Below are 25,457 nucleotides of genomic sequence, written 5' to 3' on the forward strand. Positions count from 1 at the left end.
AGGGGGAGAAACCCCTCATGTTCGGGGCCCGGACCGCCTGCAGCGCAACACAACACGAGGAAGTCTCGCCCGACTTCATTCGGCCAGGCGGCCCGAGACCAGGCCCGCCCATCCACTCACGCCTTCGTCGCCGCCGCCCTTGGCGCAGATCGGCCACCCACGAGAAAGACGCCGCCCCCCAACAGGGGCCATTTCCGGCCTCCACACGCGCACCACCACACCGCGCCAACTACAGAGGCACTTCCTCCGCATCAGCCCGGCTCAGCCATCGGAGTGCGTTGTTCCCAACTCAGGCCAGGCCGGAGCGGTCGGTCAGGACGATCGGCTCGCCTTCGGTGACCGCGATCGTGTGCTCCATGTGGGCGCCCCGCGAACCGTCGGCGCTGCGCAGCGTCCAGCCGTCCGGGTCGTAGCGGATCTCGTCAGTGGTGTGCAGGAACCACGGCTCGATCGCGATGACCAGGCCCGGCTTGAGCCGCAGGCCGCGACCTGGCCGGCCGTCGTTGGGCACCTGCGGATCGGCATGCATCTCGCGGCCGACGCCGTGGCCGCCGAACTGCGTGTTGATGGCCAAGCCCTCGCCGCGTGCCACTTCGGCGATCGCCGCCGAGACGTCCCCGAGCTTGTGGTCGGGCGTCGCCGCAGCGATCCCCGCATCCAGGGCGCGGGCGGCGGTGTCGATGAGCTTGAGGTCCTCGTCGCGGGGCGTGCCGACGACGACGCTCACCGCCGAGTCGGCCACCCAGCCGTTCACGCTGACGGCGAAGTCGAGGCAGAGCAGGTCCCCGTCTCGCAGCTTGTAGTTGTACGGGAGGCCGTGGAGGACCGCGTCGTTGACGGAGGTGCAGAGCACCTTCCCGAACGGGCTGCCGCCGAACGAGGGGTGGTAGTCGACGTAGCAGGAGGTTCCGCCCGCCTCCTTGATGCGGCGGGCGGCCAGCGCGTCCAGGTCGAGCAGGTTGACGCCGACGTCGGCGACGTCGGCGAGCTCGGTGAGGGTCTCGGCGACGAAGCGCCCGGCGGGCCGCATCCGCTCGATCTCGGCGGGAGAGTAGTACTCGATCACGCACCGAATCTATCGGATGCGGCAACGGATCGGATGATCCCTCAAGGATGCAGGTCACGCGCCGCGTCGAACGCTCCGGCCGCAGTCGGCGGCCGGGTTAGGCTCTGGCCGTGGATGCCGCGACTCAACTTCCGACCGTAGGCGTGATCGGCGCGGGGCAGCTCGCCCGCATGACCCACCAGGCGGCGATCGCCCTGGGCCAGAGCCTGAAGGTTCTCGCCGCCGATCCTGCCGAGAGCGCCGCCGCAGTCGCCGCGAACGTCCAGATCGGCGACCACCGCGACCTCGACGATCTGCGCGCCTTCGCGTCGGACACGACCGTGGTCACCTTCGACCACGAGCACGTCCCGCAGGAGGTGCTGCGCGCCCTCGTCGCCGAGGGCGTCGAGGTCCAGCCGCGCCCCGAAGCGCTCGTGTTCGCCCAGGACAAGCATGCGATGCGCGTCCGGATCGGCGAGCTCGGGCTCCCGCAGCCGCGCTGGGCGCCGGTGGACTCGATCTCCGACGTCGAGGCGTTCGGGCTGCCGTGCGTGCTCAAGGCCGCGACCGGCGGCTATGACGGCAAGGGCGTGTGGATGATCGAAACGCCCGGCGACGCCCAGGCGGTCCTCGCCTCCGGCATTCGGCTCATCGCCGAGGAGCGCATGGCGCTTCAGCGGGAGCTGGCCGTGCAGGTGGCGCGCTCGCCGAGGGGCGAGACGGCGGTCTACCCGGTCGTGGAGACCGTGCAGCGCGGCGGCATCTGCACCGAGGTGGTCGCCCCGGCGCAGAACCTGGACGCGGCGACGGCCGACGAGGCGGCCCGCATCGCCCGCACCGTCGCCGAGGAGCTCGGCGTGTGCGGGATGCTCGCCGTCGAGTTGTTCCAGACCTCGAAGGGCCTGTTCGTGAACGAGCTGGCGATGCGCGCCCACAACTCCGGGCACTGGAGCATCGAGGGCGCCGAGACTTCGCAGTTCGAGCAGCATCTGCGGGCGGTCCTGGACTACCCGCTCGGCTCGACCGCGCTCGCGGCGCCGGTGACGGTGATGGCCAACGTCCTCGGCGGCGAGCCCGGTGGCCCGCGCCTGGACGAGCGGGTCCAGCACCTCATGGCCGACGACCCGGGCGCGCACCTCCACCTGTACGGCAAGGCGGTGCGGCCCGGCCGCAAGATCGGGCACGTGACGGTGTGCGGCGACGACGCCGAGCAGTTGCGAAAGCGCGCGATGCGAGCCGCGAAATGGCTCACCGAGGGAAAGTAGGCTGTGGACATGGCTGAGCAAGTACATGCCCGCGTCGGCGTGATCATGGGCTCCGACTCCGATTGGCCGACTATGGAGCCCGCGACGGTGGCCCTCGACGAGTTCGGGATCTCCTACGAGGTGCGGGTGGTGTCGGCGCACCGGACGCCGCACGGGATGCTCGCGTACGCGGACTCGGCGGCCTCGAGGGGCCTTCAGGCGATCATCGCGGGCGCGGGCGGCGCCGCGCACCTGCCGGGGATGGTCGCGTCGGCGACGCCGCTGCCGGTGATCGGGGTGCCGGTGCCGCTGAAGCACCTCGATGGAATGGACTCGCTCTTGTCGGTCGTGCAGATGCCGGCGGGGGTGCCGGTCGCGACCGTCTCGATCGGCGGCGCGAGGAACGCGGGCCTGCTGGCCGTCCGCATCCTGGCCGCGAGCGATGAGGCGCTGCGGGAGAAGATGTCGAACTTCCAGGTGGACCTGGAGCGGATGGTGTCTGAAAAGGACGCGAATTTGCGCTACAAGCTGGCCCACCCCGAGCGCTAGAGCGCCGCGACGAGCGCGGCGGCGATGTAGAGCGCTTGCTCGGCCGTGCGCCGCGGCAGCGGCGTGGCCGGCTCGCCTCGTATGAGGACGTTGCCGCGGGCGGCGTGGACGTTCGCGGGGAACATCGCGACCAGCAGCAGTGCGAGGCAGATACCGGCGGCCGTGGCGGTGGCCGGGATGAGGACGCCGACCGCCCCCGCCAGTTCGAGTACGCCGGTGGCCGTGACGAGCAGTGCCGGAGCGGGCAGCCGGGGCGGCACCATGGCGATCATCCAGGAGCGGAAGCTCGGTATGAAGTGGACGGTCCCGGTCAGGAGGAACATCGCCGCGACTCCGGCGCCGACCGAGGTCGGCCAGGCGTCGAGGTGCTCGACGCCGAGGTGCCCGGCGAGCCGGGCGGCGGCGGTCCCGAAGAGGAGCGCGATGAGTGGCGCCATGAGAGGTGTCTCCCTAGATCTTGACAGTGTCAATCAAATCTAGCGCCCGATCTTGACACCGTCAAGAATATTCGGCGAAGCCGGGCCACGGCCCGAATCCGTTGGCGCCGCCGGGCCATCGATACCCTCAAACCATGTCAGCCGAGAAACCGCACCCCACCGCCGGATACGAGCACGTGACGATCGCCGAGCCGGGAAGGATCGCCTACCTGGCCGGGCAGTGCCCCCTCGACGCGGATGAACGCGTGGTGGGCGCGGGCGACCTGGCCCGCCAGATCGACCAGGTGGCCGCGAACGCGATGGTCGCGCTTGCGTCGGTCGGTGCGAGGCCGGAGGACGTGGTCCGCTCGGTGGTCTACGTGGTGAGCGCCGACAGCAAGGTGGTGGGCGACGCCTGGCACCGCTTCGCCGAACATACGGGCCTGGGACCGGCCTTCAAGGCCGCGAGCACGGTGGTGGGCGTCGCGGCCCTCGGCTACCGGCACCAACTCGTGGAACTGGACCTCACCGCCCGCCTCCCGGCATGAAGGCCAGTGGATCAGCGCTCTCCGTCCGCCTAGGCTTCTTCGCAGAGGATCGCCGCGTGACGGTCTCCCAGGCGGGTCGCCACCAGCGTCGCCTCTTCGGGCCCCTTCAGCTTCAGTTGCTTTCGCAGATCCGCGGGGACTATGCCCGTTCCCCGCTGCTTGATCGTGAGCCTGCCGATGCCGCGTTCCGCCAGGAGCGCTCGGAGTTTCCTCGGATGCAGGGGCCAGACCTCCCTCACCTTCCACGCTCTTGCGAACGGGGTCTGCCGGAGGCCGTCGGTGTAGAGGTAGGCGATGTCCTTGTGACCTGTGTGCGCCTCCAGCTCCCGGGCCAGCTCGGCCACCAGGCCCGCCCTGATCACCGCGCCGTCCGGCTCGTACAGATACGACGCCACCTCACCGGTCGCCGCCCGGCGGTCGCCGTCCCCGGTCAGCTCGTGCCACTCGCCCTCCTTGCACACGCTGGCCCTGCGCCGCACCTCCGCGGCCTCGCCCAGCCACAGGCACGCCTCGACCACGTCGCGGTCGACCGACACCCACTCGGCTTCGGCGCCCTCCCGGTCGACCCACTCGTGCCGGATCCCCGGCCCCAGCTTCACCGCCGCGAATCGGATCCCCTCCAGACGGTCCAGCAGCCTGTCCAGCGGCGGCGAGTACTCCGCCGGGTTGAACGACCTGGTCGATCCGCCCCTTCTCGCAGGGTCCGCGAAGACCGCCTCGCCGAGCCCGGCCGCCAATGCGTCGCCCACGACCACCTCGACGTCCAGGCCCAGCGCCTCCGCGTTCGCCCTCGCCACCGCGGCGGTCTCCTCGTTCGCGTCCACCGCCTCGACTTCCATGCCCGCCTCGGCGAACGCCAGCGCGTCCGTACCGATCCCGCAGCACAGGTCCGTCACCCGGTCGACGTGCTCAGCGAATCTGGCCGCGCGTCTCGCCGCCACCGGCCAGCGCGTCGCCTGCTCCAGCCCCGGCCTCGTGAAGTAGAGGCTCCCGGCGCGCTCCCCGAACTTCGCCTCAGCCTGCCGCCGCAGATCCGCCAGTGTCAGCGCCGCCGCGGCCAGCTCCGGGTCGGTCCCGTCCTTGCGCAGTCGCAGCGCCGCCCGGCCCCCGTACTCCTTCAGTGCCGCGGCCGCGCGCCGTTGCAGTTCGGGGTCGGTCCGCAATGCTTCGAGCAGGCTGGTATCCACGAGAGCAATGATTCCTTATGACTTCACCGACCCCGGCATTGACGTCCCCACCTGCACGAACTAACCTTTGCCTTAGCACTCGCAGCCCGAGATTGCTAAGCGTTAGAATCAGCTTGGCACTCTCGACGCGAGAGCGCCAGCCACGGGCCGGTGCCTCGGCACCCGCGACGACGAGACCCGCGCTGTCGTGGCGGTTCACCGCAACTGACACATGAGGAGAAGACCAAGTGAGCAAGGCTGCTATCCGGCCGCTGGGCGACCGCATCGTCGTCCAGGCCAACGAGGCTGAGACCACCACCGCTTCCGGCATCGTCATCCCCGACACGGCCAAGGAGAAGCCCCAGGAGGGCACCGTCCTGGCCGTCGGCCCGGGCACCTTCGACGACAAGGGCAAGCGGATCCCCGTCGACGTCAACGTCGGCGACGTGGTCATCTACTCCAAGTACGGCGGCACCGAGATCAAGTACGCCGGCGAGGAGTACCTCGTCCTGTCGTCCCGCGACGTTCTCGCCGTCGTCGAGCAGTAGCGACGCTCGGGGCCCCTCATCGGTTAGGGGCCCTTTCGTGTTTTCCGCTCGATTGAGGAAGGGAATTCCATGTCGAAGATTCTGAACTTCGCCGAGGACGCGCGCGGCGAACTGCTGCGCGGCATCGACGAGCTCGCCGACACCGTCAAGGTCACGCTGGGCCCGAAGGGCCGCAACGTGGTCCTCGAGCGCTCCTTCGGCGCTCCGATCATCACCAACGACGGCGTCACCATCGCAAAAGAGATCGAGCTGGCCGATCCGTACGCCAATCTCGGCGCGCAGTTGGTCAAGGAGGTCGCCACCAAGACCAACGACGTCGCCGGCGACGGCACCACCACCGCCACGGTCCTGGCTCAGAAGATGAGCCGGGCCGGCATCAAGGCGATCACCGCCGGGGGCAACCCCGTGGCCATCCGCAAGGGCATCGAGGCGGCGGCGAACGCGGTCTCCGACGAGCTGCTCGGCCAGGCCGTCGAGATCTCCGGCCACGAGAGCATCGCGCAGGTCGCGGCGATCTCGGCGCAGGACCCGGAGATCGGCGAGCTGATCGCCAAGGCCATGGACACGGTCGGCGTCGACGGCGTCATCTCGATCGAGGACGGCTCCGGCCTGGAGACCGTGCTCGAGGTGACCGAGGGCATGCAGTTCGACAAGGGCTTCGTCTCGCCGAACTTCATCAACGACCAGGAGTCGCGCCAGACGGTCTTCGAAGACCCCTACATCCTCATCGCCAACAGCAAGGTCTCCTCGATCGAGGACCTGCTGCCGGTGCTGGAGAAGGTCATCGAGGCCTCCAAGCCGCTCCTGATCATCGCCGAGGACGTCGAGGGCCAGGCACTCGCCACGCTCACGGTGAACGCCCTTCGCGGCACCCTGAAGGTGTGCGCGGTCAAGGCCCCGGCGTTCGGCGACCGCCGCAAGGCGATCCTGGGCGACATCGCGGCGCTGACCGGCGGCGAGGTGATCTCCTCGGAGATCGGACTCGACCTGAAGGCCGCGGACCTGTCGCACCTGGGCTCGGCCCGTCGCGTGACGGTCACCAAGGACGCCACGACGATCGTCGACGGCGCCGGCGCCCGCGAGGAGGTCGACGCCCGGATCGCGCAGATCAAGAAGCAGGCCGAGCAGACCGACTCCTCCTGGGACCGCGAGAAGCTCGAAGAGCGCCTCGCGAAGCTCTCCGGCGGCGTCGCCGTCATCCAGGTCGGCGCGGCCACCGAGGTGGAGGCCAAGGAGCGCAAGCACCGCATCGAGGACGCCGTCTCGGCGACCAAGGCCGCGGTCGAGGAGGGCATCGTCGCCGGCGGCGGCGCGGCCCTCGTCCACGCCGCCTCGGCGCTGGAGAAGGTCGAGCTCGACGACCCCGAGGCCCGCGTGGGCATCAAGATCGTCGCCGAGTCGCTCTCGGAGCCGCTGCGCCGCATCGCGGTCAACGCGGGCGCCCGCGGCGATGTCATCGTCGACCACGTCGAGTCCAAGGGCCCGCGCGAGGGCTGGAACGCCCTCACCGGCGAGTACGAGGACCTCGTCGCGGCCGGCATCATCGACCCGGTGAAGGTCACGCGCAACGCGCTGCTCAACGCCGGTTCGATCGTGGGCATGCTGCTGACGACCGAGGTGACGATCGTCGAGAAGCCCGAGGAGGAAGAGGACGAGCACGGCCACGGCCACTCGCACGGCCACGGGCACTCCCACCAGCACGGACCGGGTTTCTAGTCCGTACTCCGCGTATCGAGGGCCGTCGATTTTTTCGACGGCCCTTCTGCGTTTCCGGACCCCCTAGTGTCAATATCCCGACACTTACTCGCGTGGCTGTCGGGAAACCGATAGAGTTCAAGTGCCTTCGCGGCCTTTGGGGATCGGAGCCGCGAAGGCACTTTTCGTCCCCTCTTCAACCAGCGGAGCGGCGCGCTTCACCGCTCCTCATTCCCCGTACTGGCGAACATGCAGCTCCCGCATGCGATTCAGCGTCGCCGCCACTTCGTGGCGCCGCGGAACAGCCAGATCGACATTCCTGATCTTGAGCAGTTCCGCGATCCCGTCGTCTTCGAGCGCCGCGTCCATCCGGTCCATCGCTTCGGACACGGTGGCCTGCCCGTCGATCCAACCGCGGCGCAGGGCCGCTTCGACGGCGAGTCCGATCCCGGCGGTCATGGACTGGTCGGTGATCTGCTCGACCGCGCGGACGTCCACGTCCGAGGCGCCGAACCGGAGCGAGTCGGTCCCGCCCGCGCGGATCTTCTGCTTGCCCCTGAACGCCGAGGACACCGATCGCGGGTCCACCACGCGCGGCCTCGGCATGGTGAACGCGTCGGCCTCGGCGACGCGCCCGGTCGGCCTGGCGGCCAAGGCCTTCGCCCGCGCGGTCACGTCCTGGGGCCGGTAGGAGTCCATCATCACGACGCGGTCGGCGACGTCCATGTAGTCGCCCGAGCCGCCCATGACGAGCACTGTGCTCACACCATGGTCGTCTGCCATCGACCGGATCAGGTCCACCAGCGGCGTCAGCGGCTCGCGCTCCTTCGCGACCAGCTCCTGCATGCGCGCGTCGCGGATCATCAGGTTCGTCGCCGCGGTGTCCTCGTCGATGAGCAGCAGCCGCGAACCCGCTTCGAGCGCTTCGACGATCGCGGCGGCCTGCGAGGTCGAACCGGAGGCGTTCTCCGTCGTGAAGTGCCGCGTGTCGTCCCCCGACGGCAGGTGGTCCACGAAGGCGTGGACGTCGACGCCGGTGGTCGCGCGCCCGTCCTCGGCGCGGATCTTCACCGCCGAGAGGGCGGCGACGACCAGTTCCCGACCGTCGCCGGGGACGTGGTCCCACACTCCGGCCTCCAAGGCGCGCAGGAGCGTCGACTTGCCGTGGAAGCCGCCGCCGACGATCAAGGTCACGCCGGGCTCGATCCCCATGCCGCGCACCGGACCGGCGTGCGGGAGGTCGATGCTGACCGCCGTCGACTCCGGGCTGGTGAACGGCACGCCGCCGGACATGGGCCGATCGTCGACCCCCGAGCGCCTCGGCAGGACCGAGCCGTCGGCGACGAAGGCCACCAGACCCCGTTCGGCCACCGCCGCGCGGAGCGCCTCGGTGTCGTCGGCGCTTCGCACCCACAGGCCCGCCTCGTCGTCGGAGACGCTCAGCGCCTCGTCGGCGACGTCGGGCAGCGTCTCGCACAGCAGCCTGGCCGCCGCGCGCCCGTCGATGCGCCTGCCGCGCCCGGGAAACTGCGCGCCGAGTCGGAACACCACCGAGCCGTCGGCGCCGACCTCGCATGAGGACCGGCGCAGGACCTCCTGCCCGCCCGCGTCGATGCGCAGGTCTTTCGTTCTGCACGCCTTGCGGAGCCGCTTCGCGAGCATGACCGCGACCGCGCGGCGGCGCGCCGCCGTGGCGAACCATTCCGGTTCGAGATCGGCCTGCTCGGGATCGAAGGCCAGTTCGACCCGGCTCGGCGGGGCGAACGGGTCGGACTGCACTTTTACGATGTCCAGCACCGCATCGGTTGTCCACCATTTGCCACGCAACGATTTATATCGGCCGTAACTCGCACCCTCGAGGCCCGTTAGTTCGTTAGACAGGTCATGGCGAGGTGGATATGAACCATGATCATCAATCATTCGGGACTCGGCCCTGCGGTGCCGCTGTCCGCCTCTTCGCTGTGTCATGCACTCAGTCTCGCACCGGGAGGCGAGGGCGTCGTGGAACCGAGCCCGAACCGTATGCGACCACACCTCATCCCGGGAACCTCGAAAAGTCACTCGAAATATCTGCGCCAAGTCGCGTCATAGCGGTGGGAGAGCTGCGTTCTCCATCTGAGGGACACGCTCGGCCTTCCGCAGTGAAAGGTAGAACAACGTGAGAACCGTACTGGTTTGTGTTAAGACTCCTCAAGCGGGGCAGAAGATCTCGGCTTGCGCGACCCGAATGGGACTGGCGCAGGCGGTCAAGACCGTCGAGGGCGCCACCGAGCTCTTCGTCGAGCTCGGCAGGCGCCAGGTCGACGTCGTCCTCGTCGACGTCGGGCTCGCCGCACCCGATCCCGTCAAGTTCACCAAGACAGTCCGAGCCCGGTCCCCCCGGACCGGTGTCCTCCTTTCGGGAGCCGCCGACCCCCGCACCGCCGCGATGGTCGTCGCCGCCGGCGCTCGGGGTGTCATCCGCACGCCCACCAACAGCTCCGACGACCTGCTCGTCGCGCTCGCTCAGGCGATCATGTTCGCCTCGCCCACCCTCGTGCGCGTCACCGAGGCCGTGCCGAGGCAGCGATCGACGCTCCAGGGCATGAAGCTGACCGAGCGCGAGCTCCAGGTGCTGCGGGGGATGAGCGAGGGGAAGTCGAACGCCGAGATCGGCAGGGACCTGTTCGTCTCGGAGGACACGGTCAAGACGCACGCCAGGCGCATGTTCCGCAAGCTCGGCGCGCGCGACCGGGCCCATGCCGTCGCGGAGGCCTTCCGCTCAGGCCTGGTCTGCTAGCGCCAGAAGATCCTCGTCACCGCCCGGAGCGGCGACGAGCTGCAGACCGACCGGCAATCCCGCGACGTCGCCCACCGGCAGGGCGACGGCAGGAGCGCCGGACAGGCCGGCCATGCACGTCAGGCGCACGACGGCTTCGCGGTCGGGCTGATCGTCGAGTTTCGGGGCGGGACTCGGCGCGGCGGGAACCGCGAGCGCGACGCCGTCCCCGAGCCGGTCCCCCAGCAGATCGGCTACCCGTCGGCGGTGGCGGGCCGCTCGTTCGACGTCGCCTTCGGTCAGCTTCGCGGCCGCGGCGAAGCGCGCCGCGACGCCGGGCCCGAACTCGGGGGAGGCCTCCTCGATCCACTCCCTGTGCGTCCGCCACGCCTCGAACGCCTGGATGGTCGCGTAGGTGACGCGGGCGGCCTCCAGCTCACCAACGTCCTCGAACAGGGGCGTGCGGTCGACGGCGAGCCCGAAGCGCTCGACGGCGGGCATGAGCGCCGAGCGCGTGTCCTCGTTCGTCGCGTTCCATATGTCTCGGGGGACGAGGAGCTTCGTGACCGCTCGCGGGCCGCGCCGTGAGCCGAGCAGGACCTCGGAGGCCTTGCGCAGCGTCGCCGCGTCGCGGGTGAGCACGCCGGCGGTGTCGAACGAGGCCGAGAGCGGCACGACCCCGTCGAGCGGCACCCGCCCGTGGGTGGGCCGCAGCCCGAACAGGCCGCAGTAGGAGGCCGGCACGCGAATGGAACCGCCGGTGTCGGTGCCGAGTCCGATGTCGGCCAGGCCGAGCGCGACCGCCGAGGCCGAACCCGACGACGAACCGCCCGGCATGCGCCCGGGCGCGGCCGGGTTGTCGGGTGTGCCGTAGTGGGCGTTGGTGCCGTTCAGGCTCCACGCCAGCTCGTCGGTGATGGTCTTGCCGACCAGGCCCGCCCCGGCCGCGCGCAGCCGCGCGACCGCCGCGGCGTCGGCGTCCGGGACGTCGTGCGTCTCCAGCCAGCGCGGATTGCCGGCGCCGGTCGGCATCCCGGCCACGTCGAACAGGTCCTTGACGGCGAGTCGCAGCCCGGCCAGCGGCCCGGTCGGGACGACGTCGGGCTCCTCCTGCGGAATCCAGGTGACGAACGGATCGGTCATCGGCCGGCGCCTTCGGCGCCGCCGTGCGTCCTGATCCAGCAGTCCGAGAAACCGCGGGCGTAGTCCCAGGTCACGTAGTGAGTCGGGTCGGGATCGTAGGCCGGCTCGTGGACTTGGGCGCTGTTCTCCTTCAGCAGTCCGCGCAGGTTCGACATCAGCAGGCCCCAGGTGAAGTAGTGGGGTTCGTCGCAGTCGGCGCAGTCGACGACCACGCCGCGGAGGCCGAGCGGCTGCAGCACCTTCTCGAACAGTTCGAGTTCGTGGAGGTCCTCCAAGAGGTCGGCGCGGTCCGCGTCGTCCAACTCGGGCTCGAACAGCATGGACGCGTCCGTGTGGTCGGGATCGTCGGCGAACGGGTCGCGAGGCTCCTCATGCACCCCCCCAGCCTATCGCCCGAACGCCTGTTCACCACCCCTCGGCGTTCGCCGCGAATCACACCTCTGAGCGCCGCGTGCGACTCCAAGAGACGCAGGTAACCCCACTACCATTGGTCCATGGCGTTCTCAGGGGATTTTGGGATTCAAGGAGCCGAGGGACTGTCCGGGGTCCGCGTCGGAGGCACCACGGTGCCGATGGGCGCGACCGGCGGGATCCCCCTCGGCCTGACATACGACGACGTGCTGCTGCTGCCCGGTGAATCGGAAGTGGTTCCCGCAGAGGTCGACACGTCCTCGAACATCACGCGCAACATCAGGCTCGCGGTCCCGTTGCTGACCGCGCCGATGGACACCGTCACCGAAGCCCGCACGGCCATCGCCATGGCCCGCCTCGGCGGCCTGGGCATTCTCCACCGCAACATGTCCGCCGAGGAGCAGGCCCAGCAGGTCGACCTCGTCAAGCGGTCCGAGTCCGGCATGGTGGCCGACCCGGTCACCTGCTCGCCCGCCGACACGCTCGAACAGGTCGACAAGCTGTGCGGGCGCTACCGCATCTCCGGCCTGCCCGTCGTCGACGACGAGGGCCTGCTGGTCGGCATCGTGACGAACCGCGACATGCGGTTCGAGTCCGACCAGTCGGTACAGGTCGCCGACGTCATGACCTCCCGCAACCTGGTGACCGCGAAAGAGGGCGTCTCCAGCGAGGAGGCCCTCGAACTGCTCAAGCGGAATAAAATCGAGAAGCTCCCGATCGTCGACGAGTCCGGGCACCTGCGCGGCCTGATCACCGTCAAGGACTTCGCCAAGCGCGAGGAGTTCCCGAACTCGACCAAGGACGACTCCGGTCGCCTGCGCGTCGGCGCCGCGATCGGCGTCGGCGAGGACCAGTACGTCCGAGCCGGGCAGCTCGTCGAGGCCGGTGTCGACCTCCTCGTCATCGACTCCTCGCACGGCCACTCGCGCGGTGTCATCGACATGATCGCCTCGGTGTCCAAGGACTTCGGCGACCGGGTCGACATCATCGGCGGCAACATCGTCACAGCCGAGGCCGCCGCCGCGCTCATCGACGCCGGCGTCGACGGCGTCAAGGTCGGCGTGGGCCCCGGTGCCATCTGCACCACCCGGGTCGTCGCCGGTGTCGGCGCGCCGCAGGTCTCGGCGATCATGGACACCGTCCGCGTCGCGCGCGAGCGGGGCGTCCCGGTCATCGCCGACGGCGGCATCCAGTACTCCGGCGACATCGCCAAGGCCATCGTCGCCGGCGCTTCGACGGTCATGATGGGGCAGCTGTTCGCCGGCTGCGCCGAGAGCCCCGGCGAGCTGATCTACATGAACGGCAAGCAGTTCAAGTCCTACCGCGGCATGGGCTCGCTCGGTGCGATGCAGACCAGGGGACAGGCGAAGTCCTATTCCAAGGACCGCTACTTCCAGGACTCGGTCGACACGAACGACAAGCTCGTGCCCGAGGGCGTCGAGGGCCAGGTGCCCTATCGAGGGACTCTCGCACAGGTGGTCTACCAGCTGGTCGGTGGTCTGCGCATCGCGATGGGCTACACCGGTGCCGGTACCATCGAGGCGATGCATGAGCGCGGGCGTCTGGTGAGGATCACCGCTGCGGGCCTCAAGGAGAGCCACCCGCACGACATTCAGATGACCGTCGAAGCGCCCAACTACCACACTCGGTAGTCGGGAACTCGGTAGGAGGAGGACCTGTGCGGGAATTGGTCGAGATCGGCCCCGGCAAGATCGTGTCGCGAGGCTGGCGGCTGTCCGAAGTGGCGCTCGTGCCGAGCCGCCGCACCCGAGACATCGACGACGTCTCCACCGAGTGGCAGATGGATGCCTACCGGTTCGAGATCCCGGCAGTCGGGCACCCGTCGGACGCGACGATGAGCCCGGCCTCGGTCCTCGAGATGGGGCGCCTCGGAGGTCTGGGCGTGCTCAACGCCGAGGGCCTGTGGTGCCGCTACGTCGACCCGACGTCGCTGCTCAAGGAGCTTGAGGAGACGCCCGCCGGGACGGCGATCGAGCGGCTCCAGGAGATGTACGCCGAGCCGGTGAAGCCCGAGCTCATCGCCGAGCGGATCGCCGAGATCCGCGCCGGCGGCGTCACCACCGCCGTGCGGGTGAGTCCGCAGCATACCCAGGAGCTCGCGCCGGTCGCGGTCGAGGCCGGGGTGGACCTGCTGGTCATCCAGGGCACGATCGTCTCGGCCGAGCACGTCTCCTCGAACGGCGACGTCCTCAACCTGAAGCAGTTCATCGCGGATCTCGACGTGCCGGTCGTGGTCGGCGGGGCCACGAACTACAAGACGGCGATGCACCTGATGCGCACCGGCGCGGCGGGCGTCATCGTCGGCGTCGGCTCGGACGACTGGTCGACCACGGACACGGTGCTCGGCATCGACGTGCCGATGGCCTCGGCGGTCGTCGAGGCGGCCGCTGCTCGCCGGGACTACCTGGACGAGACCGGGGGGCGCTACGTCCACTTGATCGCCGACGGGGAGATCACCGACTCCGGTTCGATCGCGAAGGCGATCGCCTGCGGAGCGGACGCGGTCATGCTCGGCTCGATCCTCGCGGACGCCGCCGAGTCCCCGGCGGCGGGCGCCTGGTGGCACTCGGCGGCCTCGCACCCGAAGCTGCCGCGCGGCCGGTTCCGCCAGGGCGATGCGGGCGACGTCGAGGTCCCGGACCTGGAGGCGGTGCTGTACGGCCCGTCGAACTCCTCGGACGGCAGCCAGAACCTCTTCGGGGGCCTGCGCCGGGCCATGGCCAAGACCGGTTACACCACGGTCAAGGAATTCCAGAAGGCCGGCCTGGTCACGACCTGAACATTGACCACTTGAAGCGTGGCGTCCGCCGACCGGCGGGCGCCACGCTTGCTCTTCGGCTCAGCCGGCCCGGAGCATCGCCATCGATTCGATCGGTCCCGAGGCTTCGAGCCGGGCGAGTGCCTCGTCGGTCGAGCGCGGCCGGTTGCGCCTTGAACCGGCGATGCGCCGCGCGCAGCCCCAGACCATTTTCACGTCGGAATCCACCGGGCCTCTGAGGCTCGGCGCCGATCCGCGTCGGACCGGATGTCACGGGAGGCGATTCTCGGGAAATTGTGCCTTGGCGCACAGGTATCTGTCAGCGAGGACACGTATCCTTGCGAACGTGAACGCCAAGATCGTTCCCATTCTCAGAAGGAGTGGGGAACAACACACCCCAGTTTCGGTGTTGGTGCTGCCGTGACGTGCCCGTTCTGCTCCGCGCCCACCGTTCCCGGTGCCCGCTACTGCCACAACTGCGGGGCTCCCCTGTCCCCCGAGGCCAGCGCGCCCCAGACCGAGCGCCGCTACGTCACCGTGCTCTTCGGCGACCTCTCCGACTTCACGACCTGGTCGGAGAGCCTCGACCCCGAACGGGTCTCCTCCGTCACCGACCGCCTCCTCGCCGAATGCGTAGGCGCCGTCAACGAGTTCGGCGGGCAAGTCGACAAGCTCACCGGCGACGGCCTCATGGCCGTCTTCGGCGCCCCCCTCTCGCACGAGGACGACGCCGAGCGGGCCGTCCGCGCCGCCCAGGTCATGCAGAAGCGCGTCCGCCGCCTACTCAAGGCCGAGTCCGGCGGCGGCCTCCCCATCGGCCTGCGCATCGGGCTTCGGTCCGGGCTCGTCGTCGCCGGGATGCAGGCCAACCTCGAATACACCGTCATCGGCGACACCGTCAACACCGCCGCGCGCCTGTGCGACGCCGCGTCCGTCGGCACCGTCTGGGCCGGTGAGGAGACCATGCGCGCCACCAAGCACGCCGCAGCCTGGCGCCGCCTCACCCCCGTGCGACTCAAAGGCAAGCGCGAACCGGTCGAGGTGTTCCAGCTCCTCGGCCTCGAAGACGAACCCGGGGTGCGCGCCAGCCTCGGCGACACCGCGCCGTTCATCGGCCGCGGCACCGAGGTCGGCCGCGTCACCGGCCGCCTCGACGCCGTCATCGACCGCGGCGAGCCGCTCGTCCTCATCCACACCGCCGAGGCCGGCATGGGCAAGACCCGCTTCGCCCGCGAGGTCCGCACCATCGCCACCGACCGCAGCGCCCGCGTCCTCACCGTCCGTGCCGCCCCCTACGGCGAGGGCCGCCGCTTCGGGCCCCTCGCCGACATGGTCCGCAAGGCAGCGGGCCTGCGCTTCGACGACGACCGCGCCACCGCCGAGGCCAAGATCCGGCGCATCGCAGACGGCCACCTCGACCACGGCGAATGCCGCCTCAACGTCGAAGTGCTCCTCGGCCTGCTCGGCCACGGCCGCCCCGGCGCCACCGACCGCCCCGGCGGCATCACCGGACGCCAATCCGAGGCCTACACGATCCCCGAAGCCGTCGCCGAGCTCATCACCCACCTCGCGAGCCAGCGGCCCCTCGTCCTCAACATCGACGACCTGCACACCGCCTCCGCGGACGGCATCGACGCGCTCGGCGTCGCCCTCGCGAAGATCTCCGGCCCCGTCCTGGTCCTGCTGTACGGCCGCCCCGAACTCACCCGCTCCTCGGGCGTCCTGACGCGCATCTCCGAGGCCGAGGTCCACCCGCTCCCGCCGCTGGCCGGCGCCGACGCCGCCCGGCTCCTCTCGGAGTTCCTCGGCGGCGGGCGCCTCCCGAAACCCGACGAGGAGCGCCTCCTCGGCTTCGCCCAGGGCAACCCGTACTACCTCGCCGAACTCGTCACCCTCCTGCTCGAGCAGGACCTGCTGACCCACTCGGGCGACCAATGGCGGCTCGCCGCGGGCTCGCTGACCGGCAAGGTCCTCTCCCGCGACCTCGCCCAAGTCCTCGGCGCCCGCATCGACGCGCTCTCCCCGGCCGCCCGCGCGCTGCTGCGGGCCGCGTCGATCTTCGGCGACGCCGTCCCTCCCGAGGCGAGCCAGCTGCTGGAGAAGGAGGTGCCCGGCGAGTTCGAACGCGCCCTCCAAGAGCTCCTCGACCGGCGCATGCTGCGACGCCGCTCCTACGGCGGCTACCGCTTCGTGACACCGCTGCTGCGCCAGGCCGCCTACGCCCCGATCGGCAAGGGCGACGCCGCGCACGCCCACGCCGAGATCGCCCGCTGGGCCGCCGACACCGAACTCGAAGGCCAGAGCGCCGACGACCTCGTCGTCTACCACGCCGAGCAGGCCGTCATGCTCGCCCGCGAGGTCGAGATCGAAGCGGTCGACGAGGTCTGGAACGTCCTCCCGCTCGCCGTCGACGCCGTCCGCAAGCAGGCCGCGCGCGCCATGGACGCCTCCGAGCCCGAACGGGCCGTCGCCCTCCTCAGCGGCGCCGAGCGGCTCGCGCCGCTGTCGGGCCACGACCGGCTCCTGCGCGGACGCGCCCTCACCCGCCTAGGCCGCAGCGTCGAGGCCGAGGCCGAGATCGAGAGCCTGGCCATCGACATCGGCCTCGTCGTCCCCGGCGACGACCACGGCGAGCACCCGTCGGGGCAGCTGTTCGGCGACGACTTCCCCGAGTCCGAGGCCGAACTCGTCGCCCAGCTGCTGCTGCTGCGCGGCCGCCTCCACCGCTTCAAAGGCGAGCTGGAGGGCGCCCGCGCCACCTGGTCAGCCGCGCTCGCGCTGTCACGGCGCGAGGGCCTCGCCGGGCCCCGCTGCGACGCCCAGTGCCGCATCGGCATGCTCGACTACCTCTCGGGGAACCTCTCCGGGGCCGAACTGCGCTTCCTCGACGCCTACGACACCGCCGAAGGCATCGGCGACGACAAACGCGTCGCCTGGGCCCTCCAGCACCGAGCGTGGGTCCTGGTCGCCCGCGGCGACTTCGACGGCGCCGACCACGTCCTCCGCGAGGCCGCCAAGGCCTTCGCCCGCCAGATGGACCTCGTCGGGCGCGCCTGGGTGCGCGGCGTCTCCGCGTTCGCGCTCCTCATGGCCGGCCGCTTCTCCGAAGCCCGGCGACTGTCCGACGTGTTCCTCCCGATCGGGGAGCGCAGCGGCGACGTGTTCGCCGTCGGGCTGCTGCGTGCCACCGGCGCGGCGGCGTCCGTCTCGCTCGGGCACACCGAAGGCGCCGACACCGCCGCCCGCAAGTCCTTCCGCGACTTCGACCGCATCGACGACGACTGGGGCCGCGGCTTCGCCAAGTACGTGCGGGCCCTGGCCGCGCTCAAGATCGGCGCTCTCGACCACGCCGCCGACCTGGCGGCCGCCGCCGAGTCCTTCGGCGCCCAGACCGGGCACCCGCTGCTCATCAGCCTCGCCCAGCACCTCAGGGGCCGCGTCGCGCTGGCCGACGGGGACCTGGAGCAGGCCGAGGTCGCCGCCCGCAAGTCGCTCGCGCAGCACACCGCCGACGTCCTGGAGCCGGGCCGGGCGGCCGGCGTCGCGCTCCTCGCCGAGGTCCAGGCCGCCAAGGGCGACCGGGCCGAAGCGCTGCGGCGATTGTCCGAACTGGTCGAGCACTACGACGAGCCGTCGCTCGGGTACCCGAGGCGGGCGATCGTGGCGCGGTACGCGCAGCTGGTCGACGAGGAGGGCCTGCACGAGGAGGCCAGGCACTGGGCTCAGACCGCGTTGAAGTCATTCGGCGAGGACCCGGCCGCGACGGCCTGGGCCGAGGCCTACGGGGCCGATGAGCACAGACGCGTGGAGCATTGAGGTCTGTGGCGATTGCGCCTCTAGTGCGAGAAGGGACGCAGCGGGTGGACGGGCGGGCCTGTGATCGCCACGGGACAGCCCGTCCTCCCGCGCGTCACACGGGGGATGGATTCACTATGGGCTACGGCTATACCGCACTGCGGAAGCGACATATCATCCGTTCGGTCAATTGTGGCTGTCTTTTCGTCCAGGCGTATACAGGTTCTGGAGCGCGTTGCCGTAACGTTATCGGCCGAAGGTCCGACGACTCGAGGCACGCAGCGGACACTTGGCGAAGCGCACCGAAAGCCGTCCCGCGCCCCGCCATGACCCAGGCTCGACCCTATGCCAAATTACGGCTAGCAAGCATCGCCGTGAATGGAGGCTGTATCTAGTGGACACCATGTCGTCCTACGGTGCTCCAACCGTTCCACCCCCCTCACCGAACGCCCCACTCTCACCCCCCGTCGGCTACGACCCCCGGGCCGCCAACCCCAGAAGCGGCGACACCGGCGGCGTCAGGCGCGAGGCCCATCCCGAGCCGGACCCCGAATCGCTCCTGCACGGCATCGAGCGTCTCACCGGCTTCTCGGAGATCGACCGCGGCGCCTACTCCACCGTCTTCGCCGCCACCAGGATCGACGACGGCGCCGAAGTCGCCGTCAAGATCGAGTCGAGGCCGCTCACCGACGAGGCCGGCCGCCAGCGCTTCCGTCACGACGTCCAGACCGCCGGACGCCTCTCCAACCACCCGTGCGTGGTCAGGATGCTCTCGGCCGGGCTCACCCACCAGGCCCACCCGTACGTGGTCATGGAACGGTGCCGCGGCTCCGTCGCCGACCTGCTCGACCGCCACACCACGATCCCGCCGCAGCGGACCCTGGAGATCGGCATCCGCATCGCCGACGCCCTCGCCGCCGCCCACGAGGTCGGGATCGTCCACCGCGACGTCAAGCCCGCGAACATCCTTCTCGACGAGGGCGGCGCGGCCGTCCTCGCCGACTTCGGCCTCTCCGGGCTCCTCGCGACCCCACAGCCGGGCGAGCCGATCTCGACGATGGCGACCCCCGCGTACGCTCCGCTGGAGGTGTTCCAGATGCGCGAGGTGGGGCCGGCAGCCGACGTCTACTCGCTGGCGGCGACGCTCTACACGATGCTGAACGGCTCGCCGCCGCGCTTCGGGACCGACGGCGTGCTCGACATCAACGACGTCGCGGCCCTGTTCGACGAGCCCATCCCGGCGATCCCCGGTATATCGCCGCTCCTGCTGGAGATGTTGCGCACCGCGCTCATCAACAACCCGGCGGGCAGGCCCACGGCGGTCGAGTTCCGGGAGTTCCTCGCGAGCATCCCCGAGGCCTCGACCGGCTTCACCCCGCGCGTCACCGACGGGCCCCCGCCGCAGCGCGCGCCCGTCTCGCCCGCGCCGGCCGGCGTCGGCACCTTCACCGCCTACACCTCGCCTCCCCGGATCGACCCCGAGGTCCCCGACTCGCCCTCGACGGTCCAGCTCGCCCCGAGCGCCGCGCCGTCGACTCTGCGCCTGGCCCCGAGCCGCAAGCGCCGCCAGGCCCCGGTCCCCGAGCAGCTGCAGGCGGCCCCGTACTCGCCGCCCGCGCCCGACCCGGTGGCCGAGCCGCCCCAAGACGACAAGTGGAATTCGCTGGGCGCCTGGGGCGGCAACGCCGCCCCCGAACCTCAGGCCGATTCGCGACTGCCGGTGCCGGTCGCGACGACCGAGACGGGCATGACCCGCCGCGAGCGGCGCCTCCAGGAGGGCGACTCCGACTCCAACATCGGCCGGATCCTCGGCATGGGGATCGCCGGGCTCGTCGTACTCGGTCTGCTCGTCGTCGGCGGGATCTGGCTGTTCGGCGGCGAGGAGGCGGCCGACCTCCAGGAGCAGTCCATGGCCGACGAGTTCGTCAAGGCCTGCACGCTCGACCAGGCCGGCGTCGGCTGCGTCGAGGAGCCGACCTGCTTCACCGGCGCGCTCACCGAGCTCACCCCGGCCGACTGCAAAGGCTCGCACCAGTGGGAGGCGTACGCGAGCGGGACGCTGCCCGAAGGCGCGGGCACCGAGTACGCCGACGCGGTCGCCGACCCGACCGTCGCCGAGGCCTGCCTGAACGGGTCCCGGGTGGAAGGCCCGGTCGAACAGCTCATCGGCGGCGACGCCGTCGACTGGACGACCGACGTCCACCTCGTCGGCGACGGCACGTTCATGTGCGTCGCCACGCCGCACGACGGCGAGCCCGTCGAAGGCGGCACCTTCGCCCGCGGCGCTTAGAACCGAAGTCGAAGGGGCCCGAGACCGCCAGGTCTCGGGCCCCTCGGCCGTATCCGGGAGAAGCGATACGGCCCCGGATCAGAACTCCTCGTCGAGGTCGACCTTGCCTTCCACGGCCACTTGGTAGGCGGTCGGCCTGCGCTCGAAGAAGTTCGTCAGCTCCTGGACGTCCTGGAGCGCCATGAACGGGAACGGGTTCTCCGAACCCCAGCGCTTGGGCATGCCGAGGCGCTGGAGGCGCTGGTCGGCGGCGTACTCCAGGTACGACTTCATGTCGCGGACGGTCATGCCGGGCATGCCCTCGCCGATGAGGTCCTCGGCGAACTGGAGCTCGGCCTCGACGGCCTCCTCCAGCATCGCCGTCACCTGCTCGCGCATCTCGTCGTCGAACAGCTCGGGCTCCTCGGATCGGACCTGGTCGACGACGCTGAACGCGAAGTTCATGTGGCACGACTCGTCGCGGAACACCCAGTTGGTGCCGGTGGCGAGCCCGTCGAGCAGGCCGCGGCTGCGCAGCCAGTACACGTACGCGAAGGCGCCGTAGAAGAACAGGCCCTCGATGCAGGCGGCGAAGCAGATGAGGTTGAGCAGGAACGCCCGGCGGTCGGCGGCGGTGTCCAGCTGCTGCATCTCGAAGACCGAGTCGATCCACTTGAAGCAGAAGTCGGCCTTGCGCTTGATCGACGGAATGTTGTTGACCGCGTCGAACGCCTTGATGCGCTCCTCGGGGTCGGGCAGGTAGGTGTCGAGCAGCGTCAGATAGAACTGGACGTGGACGGCCTCCTCGAACAGCTGCCGCGACAGGTACAGCCGGCCTTCGGGAGAGTTGACGTGCTGGTAGAGGTTGAGCACCAGGTTGTTCGCGACGATCGTGTCGCCGGTGGCGAAGAACGCGACGAGGCGGTGGATGAGGTGCTGTTCCTGCGGGGTGAACTTCGCCAGGTCGGCCAGGTCGGAGGCGAGGTCGACCTCTTCGACCGTCCAGGTGTTCTTGATGGCGGCCCGGTACTGCTCGTAGAAATCCGGGTATTTCATCGGTCGCAGTGTCAGGTCCATGCCCGGGTCGAGCAGCATCGATGCGTTCCTTTCTCTATCGGTTCTGATCGGATGTGGACGCGGGGCGCCCGCGGGCGCCCCGCCGAATCGCTTACTGGCAGGCCTCGCAGCTCTCCGGATTCTCCAGCGAGCAGGCGACGTCCTCGGGCACGACCGGGAGCGGCTCGGCGGTCGTCTCGGCCTTCGTCTGGCCCACCGTGGTCTGGTTGATCCGGGTGGCCGGGCGGCTGCGCAGGTAGTAGGTCGTCTTCAGGCCCTTCTGCCAGGCGTAGCGGTACATCGAGGACAGCTTCCCGATCGTCGGCGCCGCCTGGAACAGGTTGAGCGACTGGGCCTGGTCGATGAACGGCGTGCGCGCGGCAGCCAGGTCGATGAGGGCGCGCTGCGGCAGCTCCCAGGCGGTGCGGTAGCGCAGGCGGATGTCCTCGGGGATCTCCTCGATGCCCTGGATCGAGCCTTCGGCGACCACGACGGCCTGGCGCAGCGACTCGCTCCACAGGCCGCGCTCCTTGAGCTCGATGATGAGGTGCCTGTTGACCTGGAGGAACTCTCCCGACAGCGTCTCGCGCTTGAAGACGTTGGAGACGACCGGTTCGATGCACTCGGCGCAGCCGGCGATGGAGGCGATCGTCGCGGTCGGAGCGATGGCGATCATGAGCGAGTTCCGCAGCCCGGTCTCGGCGATCCGGGCGCGCACGGCCGCCCAGCGCTCGGGCAGCGTGACCTTCGCGTCGGCCCAGTGGTCGAGGTGCAGGACGCCCTCGGCGGCGCGGGTCTCGGCGTAGTTCGGGTGGGCGCCGAGCTCGTCGGCCAGCCGCGCGGAGGTCTCGAACGCGACGATCGAGATGCGCTCGGCGATCCTCGTCGACAGCTCCAGAGCCTCGGGCGAGTCGAAGGCGAGCTTGAGCTTGAAGAACACGTCGGCCAGGCCCATGCAGCCCAGGCCGATCGGCCGCCACTTGCGGTTGGCCTTCTCGGCTTCGGCGGTCGGGTAGAAGCCCAGGTCGATGGTGCGGTCGAGGAACTTCACGGCGGTGCGGACGGTGTCTTCGAGGCGGTCGAAGTCGAATCCGGAGGGTGAGCAGTGCTCGGCGAGGTTCACCGATCCGAGGTTGCACACGGCGGTCTCGGAGTCATTGGTGACCTCCAGGATCTCGGTGCACAGGTTCGACAGGTGGATGACGTTCTCGCGCCGCGCGGTCTGGTTCGAGGTCCGGTTCGCGGTGTCGGAGAAGGTCATCCAGCCGTTGCCCGTTTGAGCCAGGGTCCTCATCATGCGGCCGTACAGCTCGCGGGCGGCGACGGTCCTGCGGGCCTTGCCGGCGGCCTCGGCCTCGCGGTAGGCGGTGTCGAACGCCTCTCCCCACAGGTCGACCAGCTCGGGGACCTCCTTGGGGTCGAACAGGGACCACTGGGCGTCGGCCTCGACGCGGCGCATGAACTCGTCGGGGATCCAGTTGGCGAGGTTCAGGTTGTGGGTGCGGCGGTCCTCGGAGCCAGTGTTGTCGCGCAGCTCCAGGAACTCCTCGATGTCGGCGTGCCACGTCGCGAGGTACACGCAGGCGGCGCCCTTGCGGCGGCCGCCCTGGTTCACCGCGGCCACCGAGGAGTCGAGCGTCCGCAGCCAGGGGACGATGCCGTTCGAGTGGCCGTTGGTGCCGCGGATGAGCGAGCCGCGCGAGCGCACCCGCGACCACGCGATGCCGATGCCGCCGGCGTACTTGGACAGCCGCGCGACCTGGCTGTAGCGCTCGTAGATGGAGTCCAGCTCGTCTTTCGGCGAGTCGAGCAGGAAGCACGAGGACAGCTGCGGGCGGCGGGTGCCGGAGTTGAACAGCGTGGGCGAGGAGGGCAGGTAGGCCAGCTGGGAGAGCAGGCGGTACAGTTCAGCGGCCTCGGCGACGGACTGGCTCAGACCGCACGCGACGCGGAGCATGAAGTGCTGGGGCCGCTCGAGGACGGTGCGGTTCTCGGGGTGGCGCAGCAGGTATCGGTCGTAGACCGTGCGGAGCCCGAAGTACTCGAAGCGGTCGTCGGCGGCCTCGTCGATGACGGCGTCGAGCTCGGGCCCGTGGGCGGCGACGAAGGCCACCAGGTCCTCGGAGAGCAGCCCGCTCTCGCGGCACGCGCCGATCGAGGTGGTGAACGACACGACGCCTTCGGAGGCGGTCTCCTCGGCGATGTGCTCGGCCAGCAGGCGCGCGGCGAGCTTGGAGTAGGTCGGCTCGGAGGCGACGGTGGCGGACGTGAGCTCGATGGCGCGCTCGCGCAGGTCCTTCAATGTGGCGCCGGGCCAGATGCCGGCCTGGATCTGGGCGACGACGCGGTCGGCGTCGACGTCGGGGAGTCCGACCGCGTGGGTGCGGACCTTCTCGGCGATGGATGCGGCGACATCGCCGCCGGACGGATTGCCCCGCTGTGCTGGTGCGGTGGCGGATGTCGTGGTGGCGAGCCCGGTCATCTCTGCATCCCCTCGTGACGTGCGATTCGCGTGAAGCGGCGAAGCCGAAGAACGGCCGCGATTCGCGGTGGGAAGCGAACGCGGCTGAAGTCGACCCGACAACCGGGAATCATACATGTAGTGGTTGCCCTGTGGTGTTGCCCCAACATGTTGAGGATTCCGGGTGTTTCGAGCGGCGTATTCGCAGCGTGTCCGCTAGGCTCGGAGGTTTCCGAGCAGTCAGACTATGCCCGCCGTGCGACACTCCGGCCGCGAAGCGAGCGCGTCGGGCGAAGGTGTGATTCTCAACAGCCAAACCGGATGAGCCGCGGGCATGGGCCACTGGTAGCATCGTCCGCGGACAAAGTGTCGCGCGGCAAGACGTCGAGCGACATGCCTCCGTAGCTCAGTGGATAGAGCACTGGTTTCCGGGACCAGGTGTCGCAGGTTCGAATCCTGCCGGGGGCACAGAGTCACCACCCAGGTCAGCGGCCGAATTCCTTCCGATTCGGGAGGATGAACGACCACCGCAGGGTGACGATGGAGCCAAAAGGGGGGCCTACGCGAGTTCGCGTAGGCCCCCTTTGGCGTCCTGCGATCACGTGCTCGGCACCGAGGTCTTTCGCCTGTGTCTTGCCCTTGGACACGGCGTCCTTCTTCGTCGGCGACGTGCTGCTCGCCCTGGTGTTGCCGATGACCTTGTTCTTCCATTGTCCACCTTCGTGGTAGGTCTCGAGGCTCTTGGGCTTCGGCATGGTTGAGCCTCCTATTGCTCGCTGAACTTCTCGCGCGGGCAGCACTCGTCGGGTTCGAGCCCGGCGTTAACGAGGACGATCCGATAGAACCGCCGGACGTTGCGTGCGAGCTTCACAGTGTCTCTCGCCAAGCGAGGTCGAGCGTGCGGTGCTCCTGGAGTGCCGCAACAACCATTTTCGGCAAGGCGATCGTCCGCCTGCTCCTCTGCGTCTTGGTGTCGCCGTGCGCGCGGACCGAGCGCCACACTTCGACATGCGGCGGCAAGGCATCGGTGTGCTGCTGCTCGCAGGTGCACCGGCTCGCCCATCCGCGGTTGGAACACATTTCCCCCGATATTCAACGAAATAAACCATTGACATTTGTAAATATACTGTTGGATCATAGTTTTACTAGTTGATCCAACAAACATGAATGCCGCTTCGGTTTGACCGAAGCTTCACGAATGGAACTGCGATGCCCCTCGCGAGACGAAAGACGCCCGTCAGACGCCTGAACACACCGGCAACGCCAACCAGCGCTTCGCCCGCCAAGCCGTCTGACCCGAGACAACGGGACTGAACGGACCAACCCGACCACGACGGGGTCGCACGGCCTCCCGGCATCCAGTTCCGAACGTCAGTGGCAATAGAGAAGATTAGAAAGGGGAACTACTCGTGAGTTCAAGAAAGGGAAGGATCAGGGCCGCGTTCGTCGCGGTCATGTTGGCGGTCGGCGTATCGGTCACCAGCGTCTGGACGACCCACGCGTCGGCCGACACCATGACACAGCTGAACGCATCGCAGATCGTCGAAGACATGGGCGCCGGCTGGAATCTGGGA

20 protein-coding genes and 1 tRNA gene are annotated in these 25,457 nt (G+C 69.6%); 11 read left to right on the top strand and 10 right to left on the bottom strand.

From position 1 onward, the window contains the following. Positions 1-289: 289 nt before the first annotated feature. On the bottom strand, positions 290-1,066 hold the full coding sequence (gene map, locus L0U85_RS18060; protein ID WP_241379152.1) for a type I methionyl aminopeptidase: 777 nt from the start codon (positions 1,064-1,066) through the stop codon (positions 290-292). Between the two features lie 110 nt (positions 1,067-1,176). Between map and L0U85_RS18065 the strand changes: the two genes are divergently transcribed. Continuing rightward, positions 1,177-2,310 (top strand): 5-(carboxyamino)imidazole ribonucleotide synthase, encoded by a 1,134-nt coding sequence (locus L0U85_RS18065; protein ID WP_241379153.1) that lies wholly within the window; start codon positions 1,177-1,179, stop codon positions 2,308-2,310. Between the two features lie 9 nt (positions 2,311-2,319). Then, positions 2,320-2,838 carry a 5-(carboxyamino)imidazole ribonucleotide mutase gene (gene purE, locus L0U85_RS18070; RefSeq protein WP_241379154.1) on the top strand — a complete coding sequence of 173 codons (519 nt, stop codon included), beginning with the start codon at positions 2,320-2,322 and terminating at the stop codon, positions 2,836-2,838. On the opposite strand, the gene L0U85_RS18075 is transcribed toward purE, so the two are convergent. Continuing rightward, on the bottom strand, positions 2,835-3,275 hold the full coding sequence (locus tag L0U85_RS18075) for a hypothetical protein (protein ID WP_241379155.1): 441 nt from the start codon (positions 3,273-3,275) through the stop codon (positions 2,835-2,837). The two genes, purE and L0U85_RS18075, sit on opposite strands and share 4 nt — an antisense overlap. Positions 3,276-3,409: 134 nt before the next feature. Here L0U85_RS18075 and L0U85_RS18080 point away from each other — a divergent pair, with 134 nt between their 5' ends. Beyond that, positions 3,410-3,802 carry a RidA family protein gene (locus tag L0U85_RS18080; RefSeq protein WP_241379156.1) on the top strand — a complete coding sequence of 131 codons (393 nt, stop codon included), beginning with the start codon at positions 3,410-3,412 and terminating at the stop codon, positions 3,800-3,802. Between the two features lie 29 nt (positions 3,803-3,831). Here the strand turns inward: L0U85_RS18080 and L0U85_RS18085 are convergent, their stop codons facing one another. Then, positions 3,832-4,989 (bottom strand): methyltransferase domain-containing protein, encoded by a 1,158-nt coding sequence (locus L0U85_RS18085; RefSeq protein WP_241379157.1) that lies wholly within the window; start codon positions 4,987-4,989, stop codon positions 3,832-3,834. Positions 4,990-5,216: 227 nt separating this feature from the next. Between L0U85_RS18085 and groES the strand changes: the two genes are divergently transcribed. Further along, positions 5,217-5,516: a co-chaperone GroES gene (gene groES, locus L0U85_RS18090; RefSeq protein ID WP_241379158.1), complete on the top strand. Its 300-nt coding sequence runs from the start codon at positions 5,217-5,219 to the stop codon at positions 5,514-5,516. A gap of 69 nt (positions 5,517-5,585) precedes the next feature. After that, entirely contained in the window at positions 5,586-7,232 is a 1,647-nt protein-coding gene (groL, locus tag L0U85_RS18095; RefSeq protein WP_241379159.1) for a chaperonin GroEL, read from the top strand. A gap of 207 nt (positions 7,233-7,439) precedes the next feature. Here the strand turns inward: groL and L0U85_RS18100 are convergent, their stop codons facing one another. Next, entirely contained in the window at positions 7,440-9,131 is a 1,692-nt protein-coding gene (locus L0U85_RS18100) for an ABC-ATPase domain-containing protein (RefSeq protein WP_241379169.1), read from the bottom strand. Between the two features lie 238 nt (positions 9,132-9,369). Here L0U85_RS18100 and L0U85_RS18105 point away from each other — a divergent pair, with 238 nt between their 5' ends. Further along, positions 9,370-9,990 (top strand): response regulator transcription factor, encoded by a 621-nt coding sequence (locus L0U85_RS18105; protein ID WP_347177480.1) that lies wholly within the window; start codon positions 9,370-9,372, stop codon positions 9,988-9,990. Here L0U85_RS18105 and L0U85_RS18110 read toward each other — a convergent pair. Together L0U85_RS18110 and L0U85_RS18115 are read right to left on the bottom strand one after the other, a co-directional pair. After that, the gene (locus tag L0U85_RS18110) at positions 9,973-11,112 is read right to left on the bottom strand and encodes an amidase (RefSeq protein WP_241379161.1); all 1,140 of its coding nucleotides are present in this window, start codon (positions 11,110-11,112) and stop codon (positions 9,973-9,975) included. The genes L0U85_RS18105 and L0U85_RS18110 overlap by 18 nt on opposite strands. Further along, a complete protein-coding gene (locus tag L0U85_RS18115) occupies positions 11,109-11,489 on the bottom strand; it encodes a DUF5319 family protein (RefSeq protein ID WP_241379162.1) in 381 nt (126 codons plus the stop codon). Before L0U85_RS18115 ends, L0U85_RS18110 begins: the two co-directional genes overlap by 4 nt. Before the next feature lie 195 nt (positions 11,490-11,684). Between L0U85_RS18115 and guaB the strand changes: the two genes are divergently transcribed. Continuing rightward, positions 11,685-13,175: an IMP dehydrogenase gene (gene guaB / locus L0U85_RS18120; RefSeq protein WP_241379170.1), complete on the top strand. Its 1,491-nt coding sequence runs from the start codon at positions 11,685-11,687 to the stop codon at positions 13,173-13,175. Positions 13,176-13,201: 26 nt separating this feature from the next. Further along, positions 13,202-14,323, top strand: coding sequence for a GuaB3 family IMP dehydrogenase-related protein (locus L0U85_RS18125; protein WP_241379163.1), 1,122 nt, complete (start codon positions 13,202-13,204; stop codon positions 14,321-14,323). A gap of 60 nt (positions 14,324-14,383) precedes the next feature. On the opposite strand, the gene L0U85_RS20885 is transcribed toward L0U85_RS18125, so the two are convergent. Next, the gene (locus L0U85_RS20885; RefSeq protein ID WP_277606015.1) at positions 14,384-14,518 is read right to left on the bottom strand and encodes a hypothetical protein; all 135 of its coding nucleotides are present in this window, start codon (positions 14,516-14,518) and stop codon (positions 14,384-14,386) included. 204 nt (positions 14,519-14,722) lie between these two features. Between L0U85_RS20885 and L0U85_RS18130 the strand changes: the two genes are divergently transcribed. Beyond that, on the top strand, positions 14,723-18,118 hold the full coding sequence (locus L0U85_RS18130) for an adenylate/guanylate cyclase domain-containing protein (RefSeq protein ID WP_241379164.1): 3,396 nt from the start codon (positions 14,723-14,725) through the stop codon (positions 18,116-18,118). 382 nt (positions 18,119-18,500) lie between these two features. Next, on the top strand, positions 18,501-20,387 hold the full coding sequence (locus L0U85_RS18135) for a serine/threonine-protein kinase (protein WP_241379165.1): 1,887 nt from the start codon (positions 18,501-18,503) through the stop codon (positions 20,385-20,387). A 78-nt stretch (positions 20,388-20,465) separates the two neighbouring features. Here the strand turns inward: L0U85_RS18135 and L0U85_RS18140 are convergent, their stop codons facing one another. Continuing rightward, positions 20,466-21,461, bottom strand: a complete 996-nt coding sequence (locus L0U85_RS18140) for a ribonucleotide-diphosphate reductase subunit beta (protein ID WP_241379166.1) — start codon at positions 21,459-21,461, stop codon at positions 20,466-20,468. Positions 21,462-21,534: 73 nt separating this feature from the next. Then, positions 21,535-23,904: a ribonucleoside-diphosphate reductase subunit alpha gene (locus tag L0U85_RS18145; protein WP_241379167.1), complete on the bottom strand. Its 2,370-nt coding sequence runs from the start codon at positions 23,902-23,904 to the stop codon at positions 21,535-21,537. A 374-nt stretch (positions 23,905-24,278) separates the two neighbouring features. Between L0U85_RS18145 and L0U85_RS18150 the strand changes: the two genes are divergently transcribed. Then, positions 24,279-24,351: transfer RNA gene (locus L0U85_RS18150), tRNA-Arg, on the top strand. Positions 24,352-24,368: 17 nt separating this feature from the next. Here the strand turns inward: L0U85_RS18150 and L0U85_RS18155 are convergent. Further along, complete coding sequence (locus L0U85_RS18155; protein WP_241379168.1) at positions 24,369-24,638, bottom strand: DUF2188 domain-containing protein; 270 nt, start codon at positions 24,636-24,638, stop codon at positions 24,369-24,371. Between the last annotated feature and the right edge of the window lie 819 nt (positions 24,639-25,457).

Source organism: Glycomyces sp. L485 (assembly GCF_022548875.1).
GTDB lineage: Bacteria > Actinomycetota > Actinomycetes > Mycobacteriales > Micromonosporaceae > Glycomyces.